Source organism: uncultured Methanobrevibacter sp. (assembly GCF_947166415.1).
In the GTDB taxonomy this organism is placed as follows: Archaea; Methanobacteriota; Methanobacteria; order Methanobacteriales; family Methanobacteriaceae; genus Methanocatella.
Genome location: NZ_CAMVEE010000003.1, coordinates 46,597 through 68,818 on the forward strand (window position 1 = coordinate 46,597; position 22,222 = coordinate 68,818).

Here is a 22,222-nt window from a genome sequence, read left to right on the forward strand (position 1 = left end):
CTCACTTCATACAGACATTCTTATTGTAATGTAATAAATTATTTATTTTTTCTTATATTTATAATAATCATTTCAAAATGAGAAAAAAAAATAAAAAGAAAAATTATTGCCTAAATAGGGTCAATAATTCCTTTTTCAGTGATGATTCCAGTAATTAATTCCTTAGGAGTTATATCAAAAGCAGGATTGATTACTTCAGTGCCTTCAGGACATATTCTGGCTCCTCCATAGTATCTTACTTCATCACCGTCTCTTTCTTCAATGACAGTGTCGAATATTGAGATTTCATTGTCGAAAGTTGAGTAAGGAGCGGCCACATAAAACGGTATGTCATGATACTTTGCGGCAAGCGCAACCATAAATGAACCTACCTTATTTACAACACCACCTTTAGCTATCCTATCTGCACCGATTACAACCTTATCTATTTTTCCCTGTGACATCAAAAATCCAGAAGCCACATCAGGAATCAACTTGACAGGAATATTCTCTTGCTGCATTTCCCATACGCTTAAACTGGCACCTTGACCTCGCGGACGGGTTTCATCACAGATTACGTTAATGCCTTTTCCCTGTTCATGTGCTGCCCTTATAACACCCAGTGCTGTTCCATAATCTACGCATGCCAAAGCCCCCGCATTGCAATGAGTTAAAATGGTATCTCCCTCATCAATTACTTCAGCACCATATTTTCCAATAGCTCTGTTGGTTGCTCTATCCTCTTCATACATTTTTAAAGCTTCTTCCAGAGGATTTTCACTATCCAAAACTCTATCAACAGCCCAAAACAAGTTTACGGCAGTTGGTCTTGCAGCCTTTATTTCTTCAGCCGCTTTATCTAAATCTACATCTTCAATATCAGCAAGAGCCATTCCAAATGCAGCCGCAACTCCAATAGCTGGCGCTCCACGAACAATCATGTCTCGAATAGCTACAATAACATCCTGATAATTATCACAATAAACATAATTCAATTCATCAGGAAGTTTAGTCTGATCAATAAGTTTTAATCTATTATCTTCCCATTCAAGTGTCCTCATAGTTAAACACCTTATAAAAAAAATCTTAAAAAAATAGTGGAAAGCATAATTAAGTGTTAGTTTCTAAGCCATTTAAGACAATTTTTTTAATTATGCTCTCTGCCTAATAATATCCAAAACGGATTGATTAGAGATGTACTAAAATACATCTATAAATATATTTTTACTAAACTACTTTATAAATCTTTATATGAGTAATACCAATTATGTAATTTAAGAATACCTTAAAATTACGCACTTTCTGTCATGATTGGAACTACTTGTTTTTTACGTGACACTACACCCTCAAGCAATACTGTGTTGTCAACCAATTCAACACCATATGCCTTTTCGACAAGACTTGCATCCTTACCTAAAGCAATGACCTGGGAGTTGCTGTTGACGATGTCAGTGATTAGAAGCATGAACAAATCAAGATTTTCATTTTCAATTATCTTTTCCATACCTTCTTCCAATTCGTCTTTCATTGCCATGACATCACTGATGTCTGCAGTATTGACCTGATTTACAATTGATTTAACGTCTTTGAAATCAATTTGTTTTGCATCAAGAGCTAAAATTTCATCAATTGTAAAACTGCTTAAATCAGTTCCTGCCTTAAGCATTTCCAAACCATACTCTTCAGCATCGATTTCAGCTATTTCGGCAAGTTTTTCAACAGCTAACCTGTCATCATCAGTAGTTGTTGGAGATTTTAAAAGCAATGTGTCGGATATGATTGCAGATACCATTAAAGTTGCAATCTCTTTTGAGATTTCAACACCATTTTCTTCATATAACTTGCATAAAATAGTTTCACTGCAACCGACAGGTTCAAATCTTAAAAATAAAGGATATGAAGTTTCCAATGCAAGCTTGTGGTGGTCAACAACTTTTAAAATGTTTGCATTTTCCAGATTATCGACTGATTCTGCAGGAGAATTGTGGTCTACCAAAATAACATTTGCCCCATCTTCCACACTTTTCAAAAGTTCAGGAGCTTCAATACCCAAATAATCCAAAACAAATTCTGTTTCTTTGTTTAAATTTCCTAATCTATAAGCTTCAGCATCAGCATTACCTAATTCTTTTTCTAAATTTGTCATTACTAAACTTGAAGTAATTGAGTCAGTATCAGGACTTTTATGTCCAAAAACATAAGTTTTAACCATAATATCGTTTCCTCTATAAATTATAAAATCAATAGTCAATTATTAATTTATCTTGTTCATCCATATTTAATATTACTATAGATGATTAATTTAAATGAGAATAAAAAAATAGAATTTAGTAATGACTTTGTGGAGTCATTCCTAAATGATGATCTTCGCTTTTTTTACCAGGTATTCCGTAAGCATCCGCTCTGCATTGAGTGCATGCTCTAAATACTGGAATTATTTCTTCAACTTGTTCTCTGACGCTTTCCATCATGGAACAGTCAGGTCTTTGCAGGTCTTTCATTTTTCCTAATGGAATCAAAGGCAATACATTCATCAAAGCTGCTCCACGTTTTTCCACTTCATGGGCAATGTCAACAATATGTTTGTCGTTAACTCCAGGAATTAGAACGGAATTGACTTTAACTACCAATCCATTGGCGGCTGCTTTTTCAACACCTTCCAATTGATTCTTAATCAAAATTTCAACTGCTTCGCGACCTTTGTATACCTTTCCATCATATTTAATGAAAGAATATACCTTCTCAGCAATTTCCGGATCAACCGCGTTGATTGTTACAGTAACGGAATTTACTCCAAGTTCTGCAAGCCTATCAGCATATTTTGGAAGTAAAAGCCCGTTGGTACTCATGCATTTGATTAAATCAGGTTGTTCAGCTGCTAATTTTTCAAAAAACTCAAAAGTCTCTTCATTCGCTAAAGAGTCTCCTGGTCCCGCAACTCCAACAACAGCAATTGGACCATCGGCAGTAACATCATTAATATGAGTGATAGCATCATCAGGTTTCATTATACAACTTGTAACACCAGGTCTGTCTTCCTCATTATTTATATCTCTTGTACAGAAGTTACAAAAGATATTACATTTAGGTGCTACTGGTACATGTGCTCTTCCTACTTTATCATGCATTTTTTCATTAAAACATGGATGTGCTCTAGTTATATGTGCAAATCTTGAACCTTTATGCTCAGCCATAATACCACTTCTCCATAATATAACTCGTGTTAATTTGTATTAATACGAACAAATATATAAATCTTTCTATTTTCCATTGTTTAACTCATCAATAAATTCATGAGCTTTTTCAATCCATGCATCCTTAATTAACTCATCAGTAGCTACAACAGCGATGATGTCTTCTGTAGACAAATCTTTAATGATTTTAAAGCCTTCAGGCAAAATCCTAAAGACTGCATCATAGATTCTACGTTGCAAATTAGATTGAGGATCATCAACAATCAATGTTTCTAAATCCCTGTGATTACCTTTAATCTCAAGTTGATATCTGTTTGGTTGATAAATCTCCTCTCTTGAAAACAGTCTCCAAAGCCTTTTTAGAATGTTTGGAAGATAATTTTCGTTGTCAATAATGATTCTTGTAACGTCGTCTGCTTTATCATAAATGAAGTTAGCTACGTCTCCAAATGCAATTGCATTGGAAGTCTTTTTCATTTTAATGGCTAAGACAAACACGGGATCGTCAGGATTTACATAAGCTTTCAAATCATCTACAGAAGTTCCAAGAACCAAATCCTGAAATATCTGTTTAATGATGATTTCATAAACTTCTGCGCCTCTTTCATCATAGCATTCAACTAACATTAAACCAACCCTTTATCTATTTGTTGTCCTGTCTGTGTCCCATTCCGGATACTAAAAGTGCTGCTCCTACAGCACCGATATGTTGTGAATATTCAGGAACAATGACTTCAATTCCACCTAATGTTTCGCTCACAGCTTCAACAAGACCTGAAATTAAACTTGTTCCACCTACTTGAATCAATGGTTCACGAATGTCAATTTCCTGAAGTTGTTGCTCATAAACTTGTTCTGATACTGAGTGACATGCCGCTGCAGCAACATCCGCTTTGGAACCTCCTGCTGCGAGTGTTGTAACAAGGTCCTGAATACCGAATACAATACAGTATGAATTCAACATTGCTTTTCTCCAGTCACCCTGTACGGCTAGTGGACCTAATTCAGTAATGTCAACATCCAACCTACGGGATGTCATATCCAGGAATCTTCCGGATGCACCTGCACAGATACCACCCATAGTGAAGTTATCAGGAATACCGTTGTTTACTGTAATTACCTTGTTGTCCATACCACCAATATCCAATACTGTGGCTTCTCCTTTTTGACAATCAGCTAAGTATACAGCACCTTTTGCGTTAACTGACAACTCTTCTTGGATAAGTTCTGCTCCAAATTCCTGACCCATTGTAAATCTACCGTAACCGGTAGTTCCAATACCGTCGACATCATCCCAATCATAGCCTGTTCCCTCAAATGCTTCGGCAGCAGCGGTTTTTGCTGATTCGATAATGTCTTTTGTAGCAGTCCAACCGGTTCCAATAACCTTGTTGTTTTCCATGAGCACTGCTTTTGTAGTGGTTGAACCTGAGTCAAGTCCAAGAGTAAGTCCTTCTTGTTTTTCACGAGCAAGAATGCTTCTACGAGTTACAGTAGTAGCTAACGCTTCCATACGGATAAACAATTCATCCGCTTTTGTTCTTTCAGTGAATGAATATGTAACTACAGGAATACGTGTGTTATTTTGAATAAATCTTCTTACTTCATTTCTGACCAATGCCGCTTCCGCACATCTGAAACAGGTTGCAATAAATACTGCGTCAGGTTTGGACCTGCCTTCGACAATAGCCATAGCTCTTGCAATCATTAATTTTAAACTTGAACTTTGAGCTGAAAATCCAAATTTCTCATAAGACTCATCAATGTAATCTAAATCAATTTCAGGAAGAACAATTTCAGCACCGAATTTATTAGCTGCTTTTTCAATTTCCTTTTGAATTCCACTATATTCTGTTCCGCATGAAACTAAAGCAATTTTTACCATACTATTATTCCTCCCCAGCAGTTTGTTCAAGTGAATCAACAAACTCGTTGATCTTATTCACCATGACATAAGTTTCATCTTGATTAGTAGGATATGTGAGTTCTAAAACCGGAATGTCTTTATTTCTCAATAAGAAAATTGACAATTCATTGGTTCTTGCACAACCGATACATCCGAATCCATAAGGAGCATTGTCAACAACAATTGCCGCTTCTGCCTCATCTATAAGCGGTCCGATAATTGACATTCTTCCACGAACTCCTGAAGGGACTTCAATAGCTGCGTATTTAAGTCCTTTAATCGGATCTTCTTCCGTGATGTTCATCGGAGGAGAATCAATCTCCGGATCTTTGATTTTTTGCCTAATTTGTTTTTGTAAAACTAAAGGAGTATGACCCCTTCTTTCAAGTAAATCTGCTAATATTAAAGAATTTGGAGGATAAAGAGCTATTTTAACCATATTTTCACCTATTCCCTATTTTCTAAACATTCATCCATAATTTTTTTAAAATCGTCAACTTTAACCGGTTTTTTCTCTTCCACAGTAACATCTTTAGGATTTTCCAAAGCTTCTGAAACAAAACCAAGTATTCTGTATTCTTTTTCCATTTGATGGAAACCTTCCCTTGGACCAAATCTATGGCCCCTGCATCTTCTAGGGTCACCTGGAGCAAAGCCCCTTTCCTTAGTGAAAATGTGATTAGGGTCAAGCTTTCTAATTTCTTCAATAGCCTTGTAAACATGTTCACTTTTACCGCTAATCATAGACCCATAGCAGGTATTCTTAATTGTAAGAGGTAAACCTAACATATGGAACTCGCTTACAATTTCTTGTTCACTTACATGAGCTCCAGGCCCAATAAATATCATACGTGTAATTACATCAGGATCCCAATCTTCTTTACCCAAATCAGGACTCATTGTTAGATTCTGTGACATATACCACAACTCCTTCTTTTAAATTCTCAAGATATTCATAATCAGAGGTAACCTCTCCAATAATGTTTGTTGCTTCAAAAGCTTCCGCTGTCGGTCCGAATTCAGAATTATCCTCAAACCTGATACCGATTAAACCAGCACTTTTTGAAGCCATATTAGTAATACCTATTTGACCCCTTATAACTTTTTCAACAGGGTTATTTTCAGGAATCAAACCTTTTGCGGCTTTCTTATCCCCTTCAAAAATAAGAATGTGCATTCCCGGTACTGAAAAGTGAACTTTAATCTGACCTACTGGATTTTCTAAAAGTCCAGATAACAATTTAAAGTACCTGACAGACCTAGGTGCATCATCAACAAACTTGACTGAACAAACATCCTCTTTTTTAACGGATTTAGTGATTACACTTCCTTCTTTTAGGATATCAATTGTATGTTTCGGATTTTGCTCTACGATTATTGCATCATCATCAACAAGACCATCAATAAGATGTTCAACACCAACTGCAGATAAAATCTCTGTAGCTTCCTTTTGAGTTTTGCTTAACAACATCAATCTTTGCTGTTCTGACTTGACGGTAATGAAATCATTTTCTTTTGCAATATCAATAATTTCCATACCGTTTACAATTCTACCCACAGTAGTATGGTTTGGAGTCAATACCCTGCTTTCACGATAAATAAAGAGTTTACCTACACCTTTGCCCTCATTTCTTACGGTCATTGTTCCTCTAGACCTTTTGGTTGAGTGTTCTTTAGGTTTTTCCAAGCCTTCCAACTCATAAAAACCTATGAATGATTCGCTGTCATAAGAAACTTTGATTCTGCCGTCTTTAATGATTGAAAACAAATGTTCAACACAAACTGGTGATTCCTCATCAATCTCAAAAGAGATGTAAGTGAACAATTCATTTCCTTCCTCAAGGACTGTGCTTAAATCGGATACTGAAGCGCTGTCGGTTGTTGTGCTTCTCTCAATGATTGGTTCGATGCCGATAACCTTATCATCATCAGTCAAACCATTCAGAGTTTTCCTACCACCAATAACACGTGCGAAAATACCCTTATTATAAGGAGGCACACTGTAAACATTAGTGGTGTTTTCCTTAAGCATTATCAAGTGAGTGGACTCATTACTAAAACTGGACAAGCTTAAAACAACATCCCCTTCATAATATTTATGTTCTTCAGAAGTCGGTTCCAAATCAGTCACAATAGGACCAATCGCCACTTCAGTAGGAGTGGACCATCTTATATCCAAATCGACAAAATCCTCGTATTGACTTTTCCAAACATCAACCAAAGGCTTTGCTTCCTCGGATTCGTTCAATTGGATGATTATAGACCCTTTTGTTGTTTTAATTTTATACTTGTTAATATTCTTTTCAAGCTCTTTTTTACCTTTAATTAAACAAACAATACTACCAGGAGTATAGGGAGCATTTGTTTCATCAATTACGTCTTGAATTGTAGAAGCATCTGCTACATCCATTTCTTCTCCATTAATTTTAATTAACATACAATCTCCTAATAAGAATTTTTAATATTATATATTTATAACCTTATTATATATTAAAATTATTTATTTGATTTTAGAAAAGATTATAACCACATAATTATAACAATATCATAAGGAGTAAAAATCATGAAAATTAGTAAAAGACACATCATTTCTTTATTGATAATTTCAATTATTGCACTCGGAGCAATTTCTGTTGCAAGTGCATATACTGGAACAGGATTTACACATAACGTTCCCAGTTCAAAATATTATGATCTGTCTGCTTCAGATATCTTAAATAAATACTCCGATACCGACTGTAAAGTGGAGGAAACAGGCGTATGTACAGAAGTCGTTGATGGAGATACCATCTATTTGGACAACGGCAAAAAAGTACGTTTCGTAGGGGTCAACACTCCAGAACGTGGCGTAGAAGGTTATATCGCATCAAAAAATTTCGTTCGAAAATTATGCCTGAATAAGGAAGTGGGCCTGGATATCGACAATGCCAAGCACAACGACAAGTATGGGCGCACATTGGCTGTCGTTATCGTTGATGGAAAAAGCGTGAATGAGATGCTTTTAAAAGAAGGTCTTGCAGAAGTGATGTACATACCTCCAAGTGAATTTTATCCATATAATTGGGCAGATAGCTCAACACATATTCCGAATTCACTAAATACAATCACCCATACCAATTCAGATTCAAGTTCCAGTGACTCCGGAAGTTATATCGGCAACTCAAACTCCGGCAAATTCCATGAATCAACATGCAAATGGGGTCAAAAGACAGCCGAACACAACAGAGTCTATTTTGACAGCAGAGATGCTGCAATAAGCCAGGGCTATCAGCCATGTAAAGTCTGCAATCCATGACTTTTAATTTTATAATTCTCAATGAATAATGAATTAATTTTTGAATAAATTATTTATTCAAATTATTTTTTAAAATTAAGAAATATTAACTCTTTTTTAGGTATTTAACAATGTAAGTGAGCACTTACATTCGAAAATCTTTATATACTGCTTTGTTTATACAATTAATTGGACTTGAAGTGTTCGTGTCTAAAACACGTCCAACATCAAATGAAAATGGTGACTATCATGAACAAAAATATTATCATTGCAATATTATGCGTAATCCTCGTTGCTGCAGTTGGAGGATTTGTATTATCCCACCCACAAACAACAACTGAAGATGGAAAAATTAACACCCAACTTAATTTTTTAAGTGGAGACAAATTAACAAACGGACAAACAGTAGAATTTGAACTCAAAGATTTCTCTGGCAACGTTATTGCAGGAGAAACCGTGAAAATCTCATATGTAACAAACGGCGTTACTGAAAAATATGCCATCAACACTGATGCACAAGGCCGCGGACACTTAGTACTATCCGGTGAAAATGCAGGAAGTTACGAAATAACACTTAACTACAACGGAAGCAGCAAATACAATGGATGTACTGCTAAACAAACTTTAACAATTATTGAAGATTCCTCATCTCAAAACCAAAATACAGTAGTGCAAAGTGATGCAAACTCAACAGCAAACACTGTATTATACAATAATGTAACTTCATCTTCCGGTTCCAGCAATGGAAATACAGATTCCACCCAATCACAAGAAGATCCAACCCATCAATATGTAGCAAACTTATACTATGATGAAGTATTAGGAGTTTACTACGATGACTTCGGTATTATACACGGTGGAGACATGGATGGAAATGAAATTTACATTCTCAGAGAACTCTATGAACACCCAAACACAGATGAATACGGTAATCCACAATGGGACTACTAGTACGGTCATATTTAATACAATAAAACAAGTTAATTAAATTTAACTTGTTTTCCTCCCTATTTTTTATAAATCTTTCACATAAACGTTTCAAATATCTTTTTTTATAAGCATATTAAATTATTCAAAAAATATCAACATCACTAATTAAGATAAAAATTAAAAAAAAATGAGTTTTTAACTCATCTAAAAATAAAAACAGGATTCTTTTCTTGATTGAATACTTCAGCCTGCTCATCTTTATAGTTCAGGAAAAGAGAATTGGAATCTGTTACTTCACCAACAATTGCCGCTTCGATTGAATATCTTGAGAGGTACTCTTTAATGTATTCGCAGTAATCTTCGGATGCTGTGAAAACAAAACCTGAACCTGGATATGACCTGAGCCAATCAACCCATTCAACGCTTTCATTTCTTGGAATTTTCTCCAGGTCAACAACAGCACCTTTACGGGAAGTTTCCAGAAGCATTTCCAATGTTCCCAAAATTCCAGGATTTGAAATGTCCTTTCCGGATTTGATATAGCCCTGTTCTGCAAGATACTGGACTGCGGTAATCTGATCCCTTACCAGTTGAGCATCCTTGTCATAAGTGGTATCCCAGTTTAGGCTGAACATTTCATGAGGTTTGCCGTCCAAATCGATAGCTACAATTACCTTGTCACCAACTTCAGCACCAAAGCTGGTTATAATCTTATCTTTTTGAGCAATCCCGACAATGGCCACTCCTAATGAGTCCACATCACCGTCAGGGTGCAGGTGTCCTCCAACCATTGGAACACCGAACTTCAAGCAGCCGTCTTTGATTCCATTTAACAGGTCTTCATAAATCTCATCATTGCTTATTGACATTATATTGACCATTGCTAAAGGTTTTCCACCCATTGCTGCAATATCATTTACATTCACGAGAACTGAACAGTATCCTGCCCAGTAAGGGTTTACATTCATTATGTCCCCCCATATTCCGTCAGCGGCAAGAAGAATTACCTGATTATTTCCTATGTCAATAGCTGAAGCGTCATCCCCAATGTCAATTACAACATCTCCTGAAACATTATATGAGTCCTTTAATAGAGATATTACATTATCTATTGAGCTTTTACGTGACACTCCTTTAAATTCTTGAATTTCACGAACGAGATTTTTAAAATCCAAAGATTACACTTCCCAATTATTTTATATAGTTAATTTTGTATTTGCAATTAATATTATTTATTATTTCAATGATTATGTCCTTAACTTCATCAATGCTTGAATAATCCGCAGATTCCTGTTTGTCCCCAAAGATAATCCTTTTAATATCTTGACCGATGATGTCATCAAAACCACTTTCAACTTCGAAGATGATGGAATTCTTAACCTTAAATCCATCTTCCACAACCTTGTCTAAATCTCCATCGGTTATTCCAATTACTGGTATATCAAATCTGTACAGAATGTCAGAAGAAATCAATGTCGTATCATCCCCGACAGTGATTACGGCTGAAGAATTCCTGAATTTATATACATCTTCACCGGCATGGTCTAAAAATGTTATTTTAAATTCATCAGGCTTGTCTTTGGAAATGACTCTTGGAGTTACTTTTGCATGCCTTAAAAGGCCTGTCTTTATAATGGCAGATTCCAAATCAACCTCCCCAAGCTTTTCAAGACCATGTTCCTTAAGCTCCCCACCGACAATATCAACTATATGATTGTCCTTTGCTATTAATGTGAGCTTATCTGAAGTTGTCTTACCAATGACAACGCTGTTGACCATGATATTTTCACCAGGGCTAACCCCGTGGACAATTCTTTGGTTTACACCAGCATTATCCTGCCTTATATGATTATCATAAACATCTTCGGGAGTTACAACAGCCAAATCCAACTTATGGGATAACCCCCTAACAATATCCAAATCATTGTTCCAAGGTATGATGCTTCCGTCATCTTCACCCGGCCTTTCAATTTGAATGACAGGAATTACATTCTCTTTTATTTTTTCAACATAATGATTGTAAACCTTATAGCCGAAAACCTGACCTGTAACATCGGATTTTCCATAATTAAGTAAGAAAATCACATCCACATTATCATCATGGAATATCTTTAGGGAATCACTTGGAACCAGTTTTCTGCTTATATCAATAATGCCCTCCAGACTGGCATCGATTACGGCAGTTCTGCCCATTGTCCCACCAAGCCTTGCCTTGACTTCACCATAGTTTGAAAGCAAATCAATCAGTTCCAATGCATAGCCCGAATCGATTATGTTTGGGCCGTGGACAACAACACCTATCCTCATCTGGTCACCTTAATCCTTTTTTTGAATATCCGAGACCCACAAATTTCACAATCGTCAAAAGGATAATCCTCGTCATATTCCCTTTTGCAGCCTTCGCATACCTTTTTCCAATTGTAAACCCCTTTGATTCCTTCAGTTATGATTCCTGAATATGGAATTCCCATGATTTTTAGAGTATTTTGAATAGTATAATCATCACTTATGACCTTTACGTTCTTTCCCTCACTAAACATCATATATGCAAGGGAAATCAGTTTCTTATCATGATTCGACAATCTCAAGACATCGCCAGAATTGGAGATAATCTCGTCTACCGCTTCAATGCATTCAGGCAAAACATCCTGGATGACCAATCTTCCCGCTTCAATTGCAGTATCAAACTTTAAACGTGACTGAAAGTCCTTGATTTCTTCTGTAATCTCAGGAACGGTATAGTTATTGTCGGAATCCAATTGAAATCCATTAATAAAAGCTGATGCATCCAATACATAAAAAAATTCCATGATTATATTTTTCTTTTATAAATTAATAAAACTTATCAATATTATTTCAAGAGTACAATTGGGTAAAAATTTGGAAAAAACATGGCTTAAATTTGGTTTAAATTTTACTGAACTTTGAAAAATATATTTAAATTTTAATTTTTATATCAAATATTGCAAATAAATTTATGAAAAAGATATTAAATCATTCATGAATTAAACATAATGGAGGTAAAAAATGATTATAAATCAATATAGTTTAGATAATGATATAAAATTTCTTGCAAAATCAGAAATTCGACTAAAAATTTTAAGCGAATTGCAGAAAAAACCGAAATCAGTTAAAGAACTTGTAAAAATTACAAACATCACATACAGTTCCATTTCAAGCAACCTGAGCAAACTCGAAGAGCACAACCACATAACCAAAAGCAAGAATAAGTACTGCATCAACCCATTAAGCGAAATATGCTTCAAAAATCTGATGGAATTCAAAAGGAGCATCGATTTAATCAATGATTACAATGACTTTTGGGATAAGCACGACATTGAGCAGCTCAGCATCAATTCAATACAGAACATTACAGACCTGAAAGATTCAACTTTAATTGAAACAACCCCTCTAGACATCTACAAAACCCACAACACCATCAAAGGACATATCCTGGAAACCCAAAACCTGAAAGCGATTTTCCCATATCTCCATCCAGAATATCCTCAACTAATCGAGAACATTTTGAAAAGGGAAGGAAGCGTTGAAATAGTTGTTCCAAAAAGCATGTCCAAAGAAATCATTCATGGAATAGATGGCCAAACAAGGAAAAACGCTTCAAAGGAAGGAAACTTCAGGATTTATGCTGTGAAAAATGATTTGAGATTATATCTGACAATCTGTGATGATGCGATGAGTTTGGGGCTTTTCAAAAACGACAACAGCTTCGACCAGAACAGGCTTCTTATTTCAGCCAATGAAAAATCACAAAAATGGGCTCGAAACCTCTTTGAAACAATAAAACAAAACATGTGATAAAAATGACAAATCCAGAGACAAAACAAGAGTTAAACAAGGAATTTAATGAAATAAAATATATCTTGACATCAACCATGAGATCCAGATTAATACTGACAATGTTTGAAAGTCCAAAAGAGCTTAAAGAGCTAAGGACCGCATTGAATAAGCCTTCAGCGACAATATTGCATGGGCTAAAGGAACTTGAAAACAAAAATCTCATTAGGAAATTTCAAAAGGAATACCACTTAACATCAAACGGCTTTCTTCTTGCCACAAATATGGTCAAATTAATTGAAAACTGGCATTCCATAAATAATGACACCAAATTCTGGAACAGCCATGAACTTGAAGACATCCCTGATGAACTTTTAAAGAACATGTTTCTTCTAAAGGATGCCGAATACATCCACTCAACTACAAGCGACCTGTCAAATGCATTCAACAGATATGTTAAATTAATTTGTGAATCATCAGAATTGAAAATAATTCTTCCGATATACTCTGAAAATCATCTGAAACATATCATAGAGCTTTTGGAAAAAAATACATTGAAGAAATTGGAGCTGATATTGAGCATGGACATCCTGAATTCAATTAGAACCAACGAACTATTTGAAAAATCGCTTCTTGAGAATGAAAAAGTGAAAATAATTCCTATCGAAAAGAACTTAAAACTCTTTTTGACATATTCAAAAGACTTTATGTCCCTTACATTGTTTTTCAAGGATGGACATTACGATGACTCTCAGATATTGATTGGAAAAACCGAAGATGCTTGCAAATGGGCATTGAAATTAATTAATTACTATGAGGAGTAGTTTAATGGAAGACAACAATGATAAATCTGTGAAAGAGAACAGAGAATTGATGAACTTGATTTTAGGTCGAAAAGGGGGTGAAACCACAATAAGGATAATTGATCAGCTTCTTGAACGTCCATATAATATCAATCAACTATCAAAAAAGTTAGGATTGAACTATAAAACCATTAAATACCATATTCAATTAATTTCAAAGTCTCATTTTATATCAAGAGGAGAAATAGAATATGGCAGTCTATATTATCCTACAAAAAAATTGAAAAAAAATTTAAAGGAATATGAACAAATAAAGGAGCATATCAACAATAGGTAAAAGGGGAAAATAATGAAAAGTGAAACAGCACAACAACATCGAAGTGAATCATCATCAGATATTAACTGTGGAATTATTACATTAAGTGACAGTCGGAAATCAAAAAAAGCTGATTTATCAGGCCAATATATGGCTAGCGAAATAGAAAAGAGATATACATTAAAATCCAGGCAATTAATACCTGATGAAAAGGATGATTTAATCAATGCAATTGAAGAAATGGTATTGGATGATGTTGATGTGATAATGACAACAGGAGGAACAGGTTTAGATACCCGGGACATTACTGTTGAAACTGTAGAATCACTTTTCGATAAGAAATTAGGCGGATTTGGTGAAATATTTAGAGCCAAATCTTATGAAGAAATCGGTGCTGCAGCATTATTGTCAAGAGCAACTGCAGGAATCTATAAAAAAGTAATCATATTTTCAATGCCCGGCTCACCAAATGCTGTTAAGACCGCATTTAGCATAATCATTGATGAACTACCCCATATTGTTCATCATGTCAAAAAATAGAAGTTATGATGAAATTAACTTTCATCATTTTATTTTTTTTTATTCAAAAAATTCGTTTACGCATATTAAAGGTTCTAATTTAATTCCTTCTTTTTGGAATTCCTCAATAGCTCCCTCTTGCCTGTCAACGACAACAAATGCTCTTTTTACATTACCACCATTATCCTGAATGGCTTTGATTGCTTTTAAAAGTGATCCTCCTGTTGTGGAAACGTCCTCAACAACAATGACATCATCGCCTTCTAAAAGTTCACCTTCAATGAGCTTTGAAGTACCATAGCCTTTCTTTTCCTTACGGATCATTAATAATGGAAGTTTTGATTCAAGAGAAACAGCAGTGGCTATTGGAACAGCACCTAGAGCAGGTCCTGCAACTTTATCGATTTCATCGTCCTTAATTTTTTCAGTGATTAGCTTTGAAATTGTGGACAATATTTCAGGTTCTGTAATAGCCTTTTTCATGTTAATGTAATAATTGCTCTTTTTACCTGATGATAAAGTGAAATCCCCTTCAAGAAAAACTTCATTTTCCTTCAATAAATCAATCAAATACTCTTTTGTAACCATATTAATCATTAGATATCTTCGTCACCTTTAAGCAAAATCTTATCTCCGATTACTTTTACAAGCTCCATCGGGATAACGTTTTCGCTAGCTTTAATCTGTTCGGAAAATCCTGACTTTTTGATTACAATATCTGTCAGTTCAAATGTTTCCTTATCGAAAACCGCATCTGAAACTTTACCAACGATTTTAACTTCCGCATCGAGAACTTCTTTACCAAATAATTCATCTTTAATTCTCATAAAAAACACCTAATCTAACTTTTGTATCTTCAATTTAAAAAACATTTACTTTCATCGTTCACCATATCATGGTAAAATTCAAGATTGGCATCTTCGAAATCCACCACATGAATCATATCATAAATCTCATCATCCAACTCAGGATTTATTTCAAACAATTTGTTGGGGTATTCTTTAATAAGGTCCTTATTAAACGCCAAACATTTATCATTTTCAAAAATTGCTCCATAATAGATATCTGCTTCAACCAAATCCTGGAACATGTGGCTTCCATATGACAATTCAGGCACATAACCCACCTTACTGTATGACTCCTCAAGAATAGCTTTAAACTGGCTGATTTCAGCAAAAACAACAGGAATGCCCAATTCAGGTGAGGAAGTACCTATCCTCCCCGGAACAATCAGCATGGATGTCCTTTCACTGTTCTTGCAGTAGGCATTGATTTCACCGATTATCCTTGCAATCAAGCTTTTTTTAGCATAAGGATACTCATAGTATTTGTGTGAATCAACATAAACCAATGTCTCAAATTTTTCCTTTCTGGAACGGCCCATTGAAGCACGTTTGATGTGGAAATATGTTTCACCAGCATCTTCAGGTATTTCTATGATTTCTTTTGTGGTTGAAATCTGAAGCGGCCTGCACTGCAGGAGATTTACAACAAACGAACCGTTTTCACCAATGTTGACAGTATATTCTATGTCAACAGGATAATCATAGGCATCCTCAAGAGTCTTGAGCAACTCTTTCATCATATTGATAAACTTATCATTGTTGACGATTCCTCGGCAATTCACAAACACTATTTCTCTTCTTTGGCCTCTTTCCCTGAATCTCATCTCTGCATCTGTGTCATGTTCTATTACTGTACGCTTTGCATATCTTGGAAGCACTTCCAAACCTTCATCGACAGGAATTTCATGCAGTGAAACTTCCTTAAGGTCCAAAACATCAAGATAATGCTGAGAATACTTGTGCCTTTCGGCTACATTCGGATGTTCAATTGCATGAGGTCTATCCAAATTGATGATTCTTGGATAATCGTTTTGGGTTCTGTCAACCGCCTTCGTACCCAGTCCCATTACAAGCCTAAGCATACCGTCATTTCGACCTCCATCAGATTGTGGAGAGTAAAGGGAATATGAGAATCCGACACCTGCAATTGTAGGGAAGAAATAGTCTGCAAAATAGGATCCCGAAACCCTTTGAACTAATAAACCCATCTGTTCATCCATATCATCCAAATCGTTTATGCTACGGTATTCTAGTGCTGAAATGTTCATGGTACTTGCATAAACTGTTTTTACGGCCTCTTCAAAAGCTTTCAGACGGTCTTCCAAGGACCCCTGGTTAACGCAGAACACAGATTCATATTTTCCGGCAAATGCATTTCCAAAACCGTCCTCCAAAAGACTACTGGAACGAACGATGATTGGACTTTGGCCGAAGTAATCAAGAACGCGCCTGAATTCATTTTTGATATCATCCGGGAATATTCCATTCTTAAGTCCTTCCTCCAACTCCTGACCCGCTTCATAGTACCCCTCTTTGGTTCTCTGCTTTACACGGATATTCCACAAGTCATTTGAAACTATATATGTATAAAACAGGTCGGAACCTATGTAAAACGAATCGTCAGGCTCAAAGTTTACATATAAGTCCGGCCTTTCCTTTTCAATGATTTTACGGGCCAAAAGCATACCACAGGCTTTACCTCCAATCATTCCGCTCCCAACCAAACGATTGTAAACGCTGATATAATCCTCATAATCGAAATATTTCTTGATTTTATCCATTACCTGCTCATCTTTTGCCATCATCATGCTGCACATCTGCTCGCACCTATCGGATACGTCAACCCCATTTTGATGTAAAAGCTCCGTTGCCGTGAAGAATCTCTCCCAGCTGTCGGTATTCTGCTCATTATTCTTGATTGATTCTGAATTGATGACCTGGTAAAATTTGGAAACCTCCATGCCGTCTGTCAGGGTTGTGACTTCACCAGTTTCGGGATTGTATTTATGGCCTAAAAACATTGTTTGTGAATATCTGTTCCAGACTTTCAGAGGATGGACATAAACGTCGTTCTTATCTGAATACACATCCAAAAACAGTTGGGTTGTTTCCCTTATTTTTGCAATGGATTCAAAGGAATGTTTACCACGGATGACCGGGAAAAATGCAACAGTATCAAGAATGAAAAGATATGGGCATGTTACCCTAAAAAAGTTCCCCATCATCAAATCGGTTGCCCATGCGGCCTGCAAATCGGAAAGGCAATCAAACACATAGAATGCATCAAAGCCCTCTTTTGTAATTATATTGTGAACTTCCAATGTGAATGACTCAAATTGTTCCATAGGATCCACATTATAAATCTTGATTCCGTTCTTTTCAATCATTGCAAATTCATTGTCAGGATTGTTCCTTTCAGCTTCCAGTTTTTCGAAATCCTCATCATCCATATCTATTAAGGGTTCATGCTGGCCGAAATTAATATAAATCAAATTCCTTTCATCTTCCAAAGCCTGTTTTACATAGGGATTTACAAAATAAGAGAATTCCTTTAGATTGGAAACCTGCCATACCACATTATCGCCTAAACGAATATTATCCAATGTTTCATCCAACTCATCGATTCCTGATTTCACTCTTTCGAAAGCCGCCATTAAAAAAACTCCATAATGTTCAGTTTTTAGTAAAAATTTATTGTCAATTTGAATTATATTCAATAAACTATATAAAAATATTGAATATTATTTAATTTGTCGGCAAAATGACTTCCGAATGGCCAATCGGCAAAGATAAACTTGAAAATGAAAAATTGTATTAAATAAAAACAACATAGTAACAATATTGATTTCAAGGAGTTAATATGGAAAACGAGACTTATACAGTATCCCAAATAAACGCCTACCTTAACAAAATGTTAAAGCGGGACCCCAATTTGCGAATTGTTTACGTAAAGGGTGAAATATCCAATTATAGTGTTTCCCCTACTGGGCATAGTTATTTTACCCTGAAGGATGAAAAATCACAGCTTTCCGCTGTAATGTTTAAGGGCAGAAAGCATAACCTCAAATTCGAACCGGAAAACGGCATGAAAGTTATTGTCAAAGGTAAAATTGAAGTTTATGAAGTGGGTGGAAAATACCAGCTGCAAGCCTCAAGAATTACTGAAGATGGAATTGGGAACTTGCATATCGCCTTTGAGCAACTAAAGAAAAAGCTTGATAAGGAAGGATTATTTGATGATGCTCACAAAAAAGAAATTCCAAAATACCCCAAAAGAATTGGGGTTGTAACAGCACGAACCGGTGCCGCAATAAGGGACATCATTACAACAATCAAAAGAAGATACCCGTACTGTGAAGTTTTAGTGTTTTCAACACTCGTTCAAGGAGATATGGCTGCTCCACAAATCGTGCGCCAAATTAAGAATGCACAGCAATATGATATAGATACTTTGATTGTCGGAAGAGGTGGGGGAAGCATAGAAGACCTGTGGCCATTCAATGAGGAAATCGTTGCGCGCGAAATCTATTCCTGCAAAATACCTGTCATAAGTGCTGTAGGCCATGAGATTGACGTTACAATATCCGATTATGTGGCTGATAAAAGGGCGGCAACACCGACAGCAGCGGCAGAGATTGCAGTGCCCGACATAAAAGACGTCAAATACAAACTCAATCAATTGAATCTGAGGATAAACAAAAACATTAATGACAAATTAAAGGAGAATAGACTAAAAATCGACAACATCTCCAAAAAACAGGTCTTGAAAAGCCCCGAATCAATTTATGAAATAAAGCAGATGCATCTGGACAATGTAATAGGAAAACTAAACTATGCATCCAAAAACATAATTTCACAAAACAGAAACAGATTGATTAAAACCGAATCGAAATCTATTTTGAAAAACCCCGATGAGGTAATAAGAGCCAAACGGGAAATATTTTTAAGAAATACCGATAAATTGAAAATATTGAATCCCCTTTTGACATTGAAGAGAGGTTACTCTATAGCTAAAGTTGATGATAAAGTTGTCTCAAGTGCAAAGGATGTCAAAAGCGGAGACCAGTTGGACATTGAATTTGATGATGGAACAGTAAACACAAAGGTGATATAATGGAAAACTTAAGTTTTGAAGAAAGTCTGGAAAAATTAGAAGAAATCGTGAACAAATTGGAAAATGGGGATGTCCCATTGGATGATGCCATTGATGAATTTACAAAAGCTATGCAATTAGTTAAAGTATGCAATACCAAATTAAACAATGCTGAAGAAGCAATTGCTAAAATCGTTCAGGACAATGGTGAACTTGTAGACTTCAATGTTAATGAATGAAATGGCTGATCCAATACTCAAGTAACATCTTTATTGGATAACTATTGCAATCATCAATTATTTCATTGGCCAGCGTTAAAGCAGCATCCTTTTCAATCAAATCCAAATCGATTTCATCGATTAAATTCAGAACGGATGTTGTAATGGCCACATTATCCTGTTTTTTCATATCCTTTTGTAAAAGCTTAATGAATTCCTCTTTATCACAATCCAAATTATCATAAAACTCATTGATATCTAAAGAGTAACGGTTTAATCTTACCAAAGCGTTTGACTGTGATTTTGGACTTAACCAAACCTGTTTTTTTACTGCCTTTTTAACTGATTGCGCTACGCATTTTCCGATTAATTCGCCTAATTTTGAATGCTTTCCCGCATTTGTAAGGACATTGTCAGATTCAATATTGGAAAATATGCAAAGCCCATCGGTTCCTGTACCTGTTGCATATCCGTTTGAATACTGTGAAGGAATCTTTAAATCATCTAAGGCAACAGTTTTAGCTTCAGTTGCTGTCATGAACGCTTCAAGCAATGTTTCATAGCCCAGATTAGCATTGATTAAAATTATTGTGTTGATTGTGCCAAAATGACCCTTTTCTTCATAATATGCAGCCGGATCGCCTGCCCTTGCCGCATTGGTTCTGACGCCAGCAGTCGTAATTGCAGTGACATCCAGATTTTTAAATGATTCTGTTACTATGCTTACATGATTCATCTCAGCCAATGTTACCAAACCGGTCGAATAAGAGGAATCTACATTCAATGATTTGCACTTTTGAATCAGATAGGTTTCCAAGTCATGATCAACCAAATAATCGATGTTTTCCTGTGATAAATGATGATTGAAAACATAATTAATACTGGAAGAGAATCCGCCGTTTAGCTTGGATGTGGAAATTCCATTACGTTTAACGTTGAACTTAACAAAAATAGTGTCATTTAAATAATACAGTTCATCTTTAGATGATGTTATGAAAAAAAGTCTATTAGAATTCATAAAAATAAAAAAAAGAAAAGAAATTATAAAAATTTCTTTAAACTTACATCATTGGAGGCATTCCGCCCATTGCGGAAGGGTCCATACCCATGTCTTCAGGGCCTCTGGTTGATGCAATTACATCATCGATTCTTAAAATCATTTCAGCTGCTTCAGATGCAGATTGGATAGCTTGTTTTTTGACACGTTTAGGTTCAATTACACCAGCTTCTTTCATGTCTGCTACTTCACCAGTGAATACATCTAATCCCATGTAGTGAGAATCTTCTTGAGCTGCTCTTAAGTCTACTAAGGAATCGATGCTGTCTAAACCTGCGTTTTCAGCTAAGGTTTTTGGTACGATTTCTAAAGCTTCTGCAAATGCATTTACAGCTAATTGTTCTCTGCCAGAAATGGATTCTGCGTAGTCTTTGAGTTTTTTAGCCATTGCGATTTCAGGAGCTCCTCCACCAGCAACAACTTTGTCGTCTTCTACGGTAGCTGCTACTACACCGATTGCGTCTTCGATAGCTCTTACGATTTCAGCTACGATGTGTTTGGTACTGCCTCTTACGAATAAGGTTACGGATTTAGCTCCGCTGCATTCTTCTACGAAGATCATTTCTTCGCCGGAGATTTTTCTTTCTTCGACAGTTCCAGCAACACCTAAGTCTTCTGCGGTTAAGTCATCTAAGTTGGTGATGACGTTAGCGCCGGTTGCTCTGGATAATTTTTCGATGTCTGATTTTTTGACTCTTCTTACTGCTAAAACGCCAGCTTTGGATAAGTAGTGTTGTGCTAAGTCGTCAATACCTTTTTGTGCGAATAATACGTTTGCACCAGCATCAACAATTTTGTCAACCATGTCTTTGACCATTTTTTCTTCTTGTTCAATGAAAGCTTGCATTTGAGCAGGGTCAGTGATTGTGATTTCAGCGTCCATTTCAGTTTCTTTTACTTCTAATGGAGTGTTGACTAATGCAATTTTTGCATCTTTGATTTCAGATGGCATGCCTGGGTGTACTCTTTCTTTGTCTACGATTACACCTTCGACTAAAGTGGATTCTTCAACGACAGCTCCATCTTTTTTCTCGATTTTGATGTTGTCGATGTCAACTTCACCGTCTTCTTCGACTGCTTCAACAGCTTCAACGATTAATTTTGCTAATGGTTCACGTGCTGCTTCAGTTCCTTTACCAGTCATTGCGGTCATAGCTACTTTTAATAAGGTTTCGGAATCGATGTCATCGATTGCGATTTCGTCTAAGATTTCTTGTGCTTTTTCAGCTGCTTTTCTATATCCCATAGCTATGATTGTTGGGTGAATGTCTGAGTCAAGTAATCCTTCTGATT

At 35.9% G+C, this 22,222-nt stretch carries 24 protein-coding genes; 8 read left to right on the top strand and 16 right to left on the bottom strand.

Annotated features, from left to right (window positions below; all coding sequences use genetic code 11):
- Positions 1-110: 110 nt before the first annotated feature.
- From mtnA to Q0W25_RS01110, 8 genes are all read right to left on the bottom strand, one after another.
- A complete protein-coding gene (gene mtnA, locus Q0W25_RS01075) occupies positions 111-1,040 on the bottom strand; it encodes an S-methyl-5-thioribose-1-phosphate isomerase (protein ID WP_298517805.1) in 930 nt (309 codons plus the stop codon).
- 230 nt (positions 1,041-1,270) lie between these two features.
- The gene (locus Q0W25_RS01080) at positions 1,271-2,191 is read right to left on the bottom strand and encodes a manganese-dependent inorganic pyrophosphatase (RefSeq protein ID WP_298517808.1); all 921 of its coding nucleotides are present in this window, start codon (positions 2,189-2,191) and stop codon (positions 1,271-1,273) included.
- Positions 2,192-2,306: 115 nt separating this feature from the next.
- Positions 2,307-3,173, bottom strand: coding sequence for a radical SAM protein (locus Q0W25_RS01085; protein WP_297827110.1), 867 nt, complete (start codon positions 3,171-3,173; stop codon positions 2,307-2,309).
- A gap of 66 nt (positions 3,174-3,239) precedes the next feature.
- Entirely contained in the window at positions 3,240-3,800 is a 561-nt protein-coding gene (locus Q0W25_RS01090; protein WP_298517812.1) for a methanogenesis marker 17 protein, read from the bottom strand.
- A 16-nt stretch (positions 3,801-3,816) separates the two neighbouring features.
- Positions 3,817-5,058, bottom strand: a complete 1,242-nt coding sequence (locus Q0W25_RS01095; protein ID WP_298517815.1) for a methanogenesis marker 15 protein — start codon at positions 5,056-5,058, stop codon at positions 3,817-3,819.
- 4 nt (positions 5,059-5,062) lie between these two features.
- Positions 5,063-5,518: a methanogenesis marker 5 protein gene (locus Q0W25_RS01100; protein WP_298517818.1), complete on the bottom strand. Its 456-nt coding sequence runs from the start codon at positions 5,516-5,518 to the stop codon at positions 5,063-5,065.
- 8 nt (positions 5,519-5,526) lie between these two features.
- Positions 5,527-5,997 (bottom strand): methanogenesis marker 6 protein, encoded by a 471-nt coding sequence (locus Q0W25_RS01105; RefSeq protein ID WP_297827099.1) that lies wholly within the window; start codon positions 5,995-5,997, stop codon positions 5,527-5,529.
- Positions 5,969-7,516, bottom strand: a complete 1,548-nt coding sequence (locus Q0W25_RS01110; protein WP_298517821.1) for a methanogenesis marker 3 protein — start codon at positions 7,514-7,516, stop codon at positions 5,969-5,971. The genes Q0W25_RS01105 and Q0W25_RS01110 overlap by 29 nt, the downstream gene beginning before the upstream one ends.
- A gap of 126 nt (positions 7,517-7,642) precedes the next feature.
- Here Q0W25_RS01110 and Q0W25_RS01115 point away from each other — a divergent pair, with 126 nt between their 5' ends.
- Positions 7,643-8,374: a thermonuclease family protein gene (locus Q0W25_RS01115; protein ID WP_298517824.1), complete on the top strand. Its 732-nt coding sequence runs from the start codon at positions 7,643-7,645 to the stop codon at positions 8,372-8,374.
- Positions 8,375-8,602: 228 nt separating this feature from the next.
- The gene (locus tag Q0W25_RS01120; RefSeq protein WP_298517827.1) at positions 8,603-9,304 is read left to right on the top strand and encodes an Ig-like domain-containing protein; all 702 of its coding nucleotides are present in this window, start codon (positions 8,603-8,605) and stop codon (positions 9,302-9,304) included.
- 179 nt (positions 9,305-9,483) lie between these two features.
- Here the strand turns inward: Q0W25_RS01120 and Q0W25_RS01125 are convergent, their stop codons facing one another.
- From Q0W25_RS01125 to Q0W25_RS01135, 3 genes are read right to left on the bottom strand one after another with little or no spacing between them, the layout of a single operon-like run.
- Entirely contained in the window at positions 9,484-10,458 is a 975-nt protein-coding gene (locus tag Q0W25_RS01125; protein WP_297827159.1) for a methanogenesis marker 2 protein, read from the bottom strand.
- 16 nt (positions 10,459-10,474) lie between these two features.
- Positions 10,475-11,590, bottom strand: coding sequence for a DUF2117 domain-containing protein (locus Q0W25_RS01130; RefSeq protein ID WP_297827162.1), 1,116 nt, complete (start codon positions 11,588-11,590; stop codon positions 10,475-10,477).
- The gene (locus tag Q0W25_RS01135; RefSeq protein ID WP_298517831.1) at positions 11,587-12,093 is read right to left on the bottom strand and encodes a type II toxin-antitoxin system VapC family toxin; all 507 of its coding nucleotides are present in this window, start codon (positions 12,091-12,093) and stop codon (positions 11,587-11,589) included. Before Q0W25_RS01135 ends, Q0W25_RS01130 begins: the two co-directional genes overlap by 4 nt.
- Before the next feature lie 217 nt (positions 12,094-12,310).
- Between Q0W25_RS01135 and Q0W25_RS01140 the strand changes: the two genes are divergently transcribed.
- Genes Q0W25_RS01140 through Q0W25_RS01155 form a run of 4 tightly spaced genes read left to right on the top strand, consistent with a single transcriptional unit; the run spans position 12,311 to position 14,737 of the window.
- Positions 12,311-13,099 carry a winged helix-turn-helix domain-containing protein gene (locus Q0W25_RS01140; protein ID WP_298517834.1) on the top strand — a complete coding sequence of 263 codons (789 nt, stop codon included), beginning with the start codon at positions 12,311-12,313 and terminating at the stop codon, positions 13,097-13,099.
- Positions 13,100-13,104: 5 nt separating this feature from the next.
- Positions 13,105-13,902, top strand: coding sequence for a winged helix-turn-helix domain-containing protein (locus tag Q0W25_RS01145; protein ID WP_298517837.1), 798 nt, complete (start codon positions 13,105-13,107; stop codon positions 13,900-13,902).
- Between the two features lie 4 nt (positions 13,903-13,906).
- Entirely contained in the window at positions 13,907-14,218 is a 312-nt protein-coding gene (locus tag Q0W25_RS01150; RefSeq protein ID WP_297827174.1) for a winged helix-turn-helix domain-containing protein, read from the top strand.
- A 12-nt stretch (positions 14,219-14,230) separates the two neighbouring features.
- Entirely contained in the window at positions 14,231-14,737 is a 507-nt protein-coding gene (locus Q0W25_RS01155) for a molybdenum cofactor biosynthesis protein B (protein WP_298517841.1), read from the top strand.
- Positions 14,738-14,776: 39 nt separating this feature from the next.
- On the opposite strand, the gene pyrE is transcribed toward Q0W25_RS01155, so the two are convergent.
- Genes pyrE through Q0W25_RS01170 form a run of 3 tightly spaced genes read right to left on the bottom strand, consistent with a single transcriptional unit; the run spans position 14,777 to position 18,215 of the window.
- Positions 14,777-15,304 carry an orotate phosphoribosyltransferase gene (gene pyrE, locus Q0W25_RS01160; protein ID WP_298517862.1) on the bottom strand — a complete coding sequence of 176 codons (528 nt, stop codon included), beginning with the start codon at positions 15,302-15,304 and terminating at the stop codon, positions 14,777-14,779.
- A gap of 8 nt (positions 15,305-15,312) precedes the next feature.
- A complete protein-coding gene (locus Q0W25_RS01165; RefSeq protein ID WP_298517844.1) occupies positions 15,313-15,543 on the bottom strand; it encodes a PRC-barrel domain-containing protein in 231 nt (76 codons plus the stop codon).
- A gap of 29 nt (positions 15,544-15,572) precedes the next feature.
- The gene (locus tag Q0W25_RS01170; RefSeq protein WP_298517847.1) at positions 15,573-18,215 is read right to left on the bottom strand and encodes a PEP/pyruvate-binding domain-containing protein; all 2,643 of its coding nucleotides are present in this window, start codon (positions 18,213-18,215) and stop codon (positions 15,573-15,575) included.
- 206 nt (positions 18,216-18,421) lie between these two features.
- Between Q0W25_RS01170 and xseA the strand changes: the two genes are divergently transcribed.
- Positions 18,422-19,675: an exodeoxyribonuclease VII large subunit gene (gene xseA / locus Q0W25_RS01175; protein ID WP_298517850.1), complete on the top strand. Its 1,254-nt coding sequence runs from the start codon at positions 18,422-18,424 to the stop codon at positions 19,673-19,675.
- The gene (locus Q0W25_RS01180; protein ID WP_297827191.1) at positions 19,675-19,893 is read left to right on the top strand and encodes an exodeoxyribonuclease VII small subunit; all 219 of its coding nucleotides are present in this window, start codon (positions 19,675-19,677) and stop codon (positions 19,891-19,893) included. The genes xseA and Q0W25_RS01180 overlap by 1 nt, the downstream gene beginning before the upstream one ends.
- On the opposite strand, the gene Q0W25_RS01185 is transcribed toward Q0W25_RS01180, so the two are convergent.
- Positions 19,883-20,890 carry an adenosylcobinamide amidohydrolase gene (locus Q0W25_RS01185; protein ID WP_298517853.1) on the bottom strand — a complete coding sequence of 336 codons (1,008 nt, stop codon included), beginning with the start codon at positions 20,888-20,890 and terminating at the stop codon, positions 19,883-19,885. The genes Q0W25_RS01180 and Q0W25_RS01185 overlap by 11 nt on opposite strands.
- 43 nt (positions 20,891-20,933) lie before the next feature.
- Positions 20,934-22,222 (bottom strand): thermosome subunit alpha (gene thsA / locus Q0W25_RS01190; RefSeq protein ID WP_298517856.1); only part of this gene is annotated, 1,289 nt, incomplete at its 5' end.

Excerpts from the sequence above, each read along its gene's own strand:
- Q0W25_RS01080 (WP_298517808.1), bottom strand. The coding sequence starts at position 2,191 with ATGGTTAAAACTTATGTTTTTGGACATAAAAGTCCTGATACTGACTCA.
- Q0W25_RS01130 (WP_297827162.1), bottom strand. The coding sequence starts at position 11,590 with ATGAGGATAGGTGTTGTTGTCCACGGCCCAAACATAATCGATTCGGGC.
- Q0W25_RS01120 (WP_298517827.1), top strand. The coding sequence starts at position 8,603 with ATGAACAAAAATATTATCATTGCAATATTATGCGTAATCCTCGTTGCT.
- Q0W25_RS01185 (WP_298517853.1), bottom strand. The coding sequence starts at position 20,890 with ATGAATTCTAATAGACTTTTTTTCATAACATCATCTAAAGATGAACTG.
- Q0W25_RS01100 (WP_298517818.1), bottom strand. The coding sequence starts at position 5,518 with ATGGTTAAAATAGCTCTTTATCCTCCAAATTCTTTAATATTAGCAGAT.
- Q0W25_RS01085 (WP_297827110.1), bottom strand. The coding sequence starts at position 3,173 with ATGGCTGAGCATAAAGGTTCAAGATTTGCACATATAACTAGAGCACAT.
- Q0W25_RS01115 (WP_298517824.1), top strand. The coding sequence starts at position 7,643 with ATGAAAATTAGTAAAAGACACATCATTTCTTTATTGATAATTTCAATT.
- Q0W25_RS01180 (WP_297827191.1), top strand. The coding sequence starts at position 19,675 with ATGGAAAACTTAAGTTTTGAAGAAAGTCTGGAAAAATTAGAAGAAATC.
- Q0W25_RS01105 (WP_297827099.1), bottom strand. The coding sequence starts at position 5,997 with ATGTCACAGAATCTAACAATGAGTCCTGATTTGGGTAAAGAAGATTGG.
- Q0W25_RS01135 (WP_298517831.1), bottom strand. The coding sequence starts at position 12,093 with ATGGAATTTTTTTATGTATTGGATGCATCAGCTTTTATTAATGGATTT.
- Q0W25_RS01150 (WP_297827174.1), top strand. The coding sequence starts at position 13,907 with ATGGAAGACAACAATGATAAATCTGTGAAAGAGAACAGAGAATTGATG.
- mtnA (WP_298517805.1), bottom strand. The coding sequence starts at position 1,040 with ATGAGGACACTTGAATGGGAAGATAATAGATTAAAACTTATTGATCAG.
- Q0W25_RS01095 (WP_298517815.1), bottom strand. The coding sequence starts at position 5,058 with ATGGTAAAAATTGCTTTAGTTTCATGCGGAACAGAATATAGTGGAATT.
- Q0W25_RS01090 (WP_298517812.1), bottom strand. The coding sequence starts at position 3,800 with ATGTTAGTTGAATGCTATGATGAAAGAGGCGCAGAAGTTTATGAAATC.
- Q0W25_RS01170 (WP_298517847.1), bottom strand. The coding sequence starts at position 18,215 with ATGGCGGCTTTCGAAAGAGTGAAATCAGGAATCGATGAGTTGGATGAA.
- pyrE (WP_298517862.1), bottom strand. The coding sequence starts at position 15,304 with ATGGTTACAAAAGAGTATTTGATTGATTTATTGAAGGAAAATGAAGTT.
- Q0W25_RS01155 (WP_298517841.1), top strand. The coding sequence starts at position 14,231 with ATGAAAAGTGAAACAGCACAACAACATCGAAGTGAATCATCATCAGAT.
- Q0W25_RS01145 (WP_298517837.1), top strand. The coding sequence starts at position 13,105 with ATGACAAATCCAGAGACAAAACAAGAGTTAAACAAGGAATTTAATGAA.
- xseA (WP_298517850.1), top strand. The coding sequence starts at position 18,422 with ATGGAAAACGAGACTTATACAGTATCCCAAATAAACGCCTACCTTAAC.
- Q0W25_RS01140 (WP_298517834.1), top strand. The coding sequence starts at position 12,311 with ATGATTATAAATCAATATAGTTTAGATAATGATATAAAATTTCTTGCA.
- Q0W25_RS01110 (WP_298517821.1), bottom strand. The coding sequence starts at position 7,516 with ATGTTAATTAAAATTAATGGAGAAGAAATGGATGTAGCAGATGCTTCT.
- Q0W25_RS01165 (WP_298517844.1), bottom strand. The coding sequence starts at position 15,543 with ATGAGAATTAAAGATGAATTATTTGGTAAAGAAGTTCTCGATGCGGAA.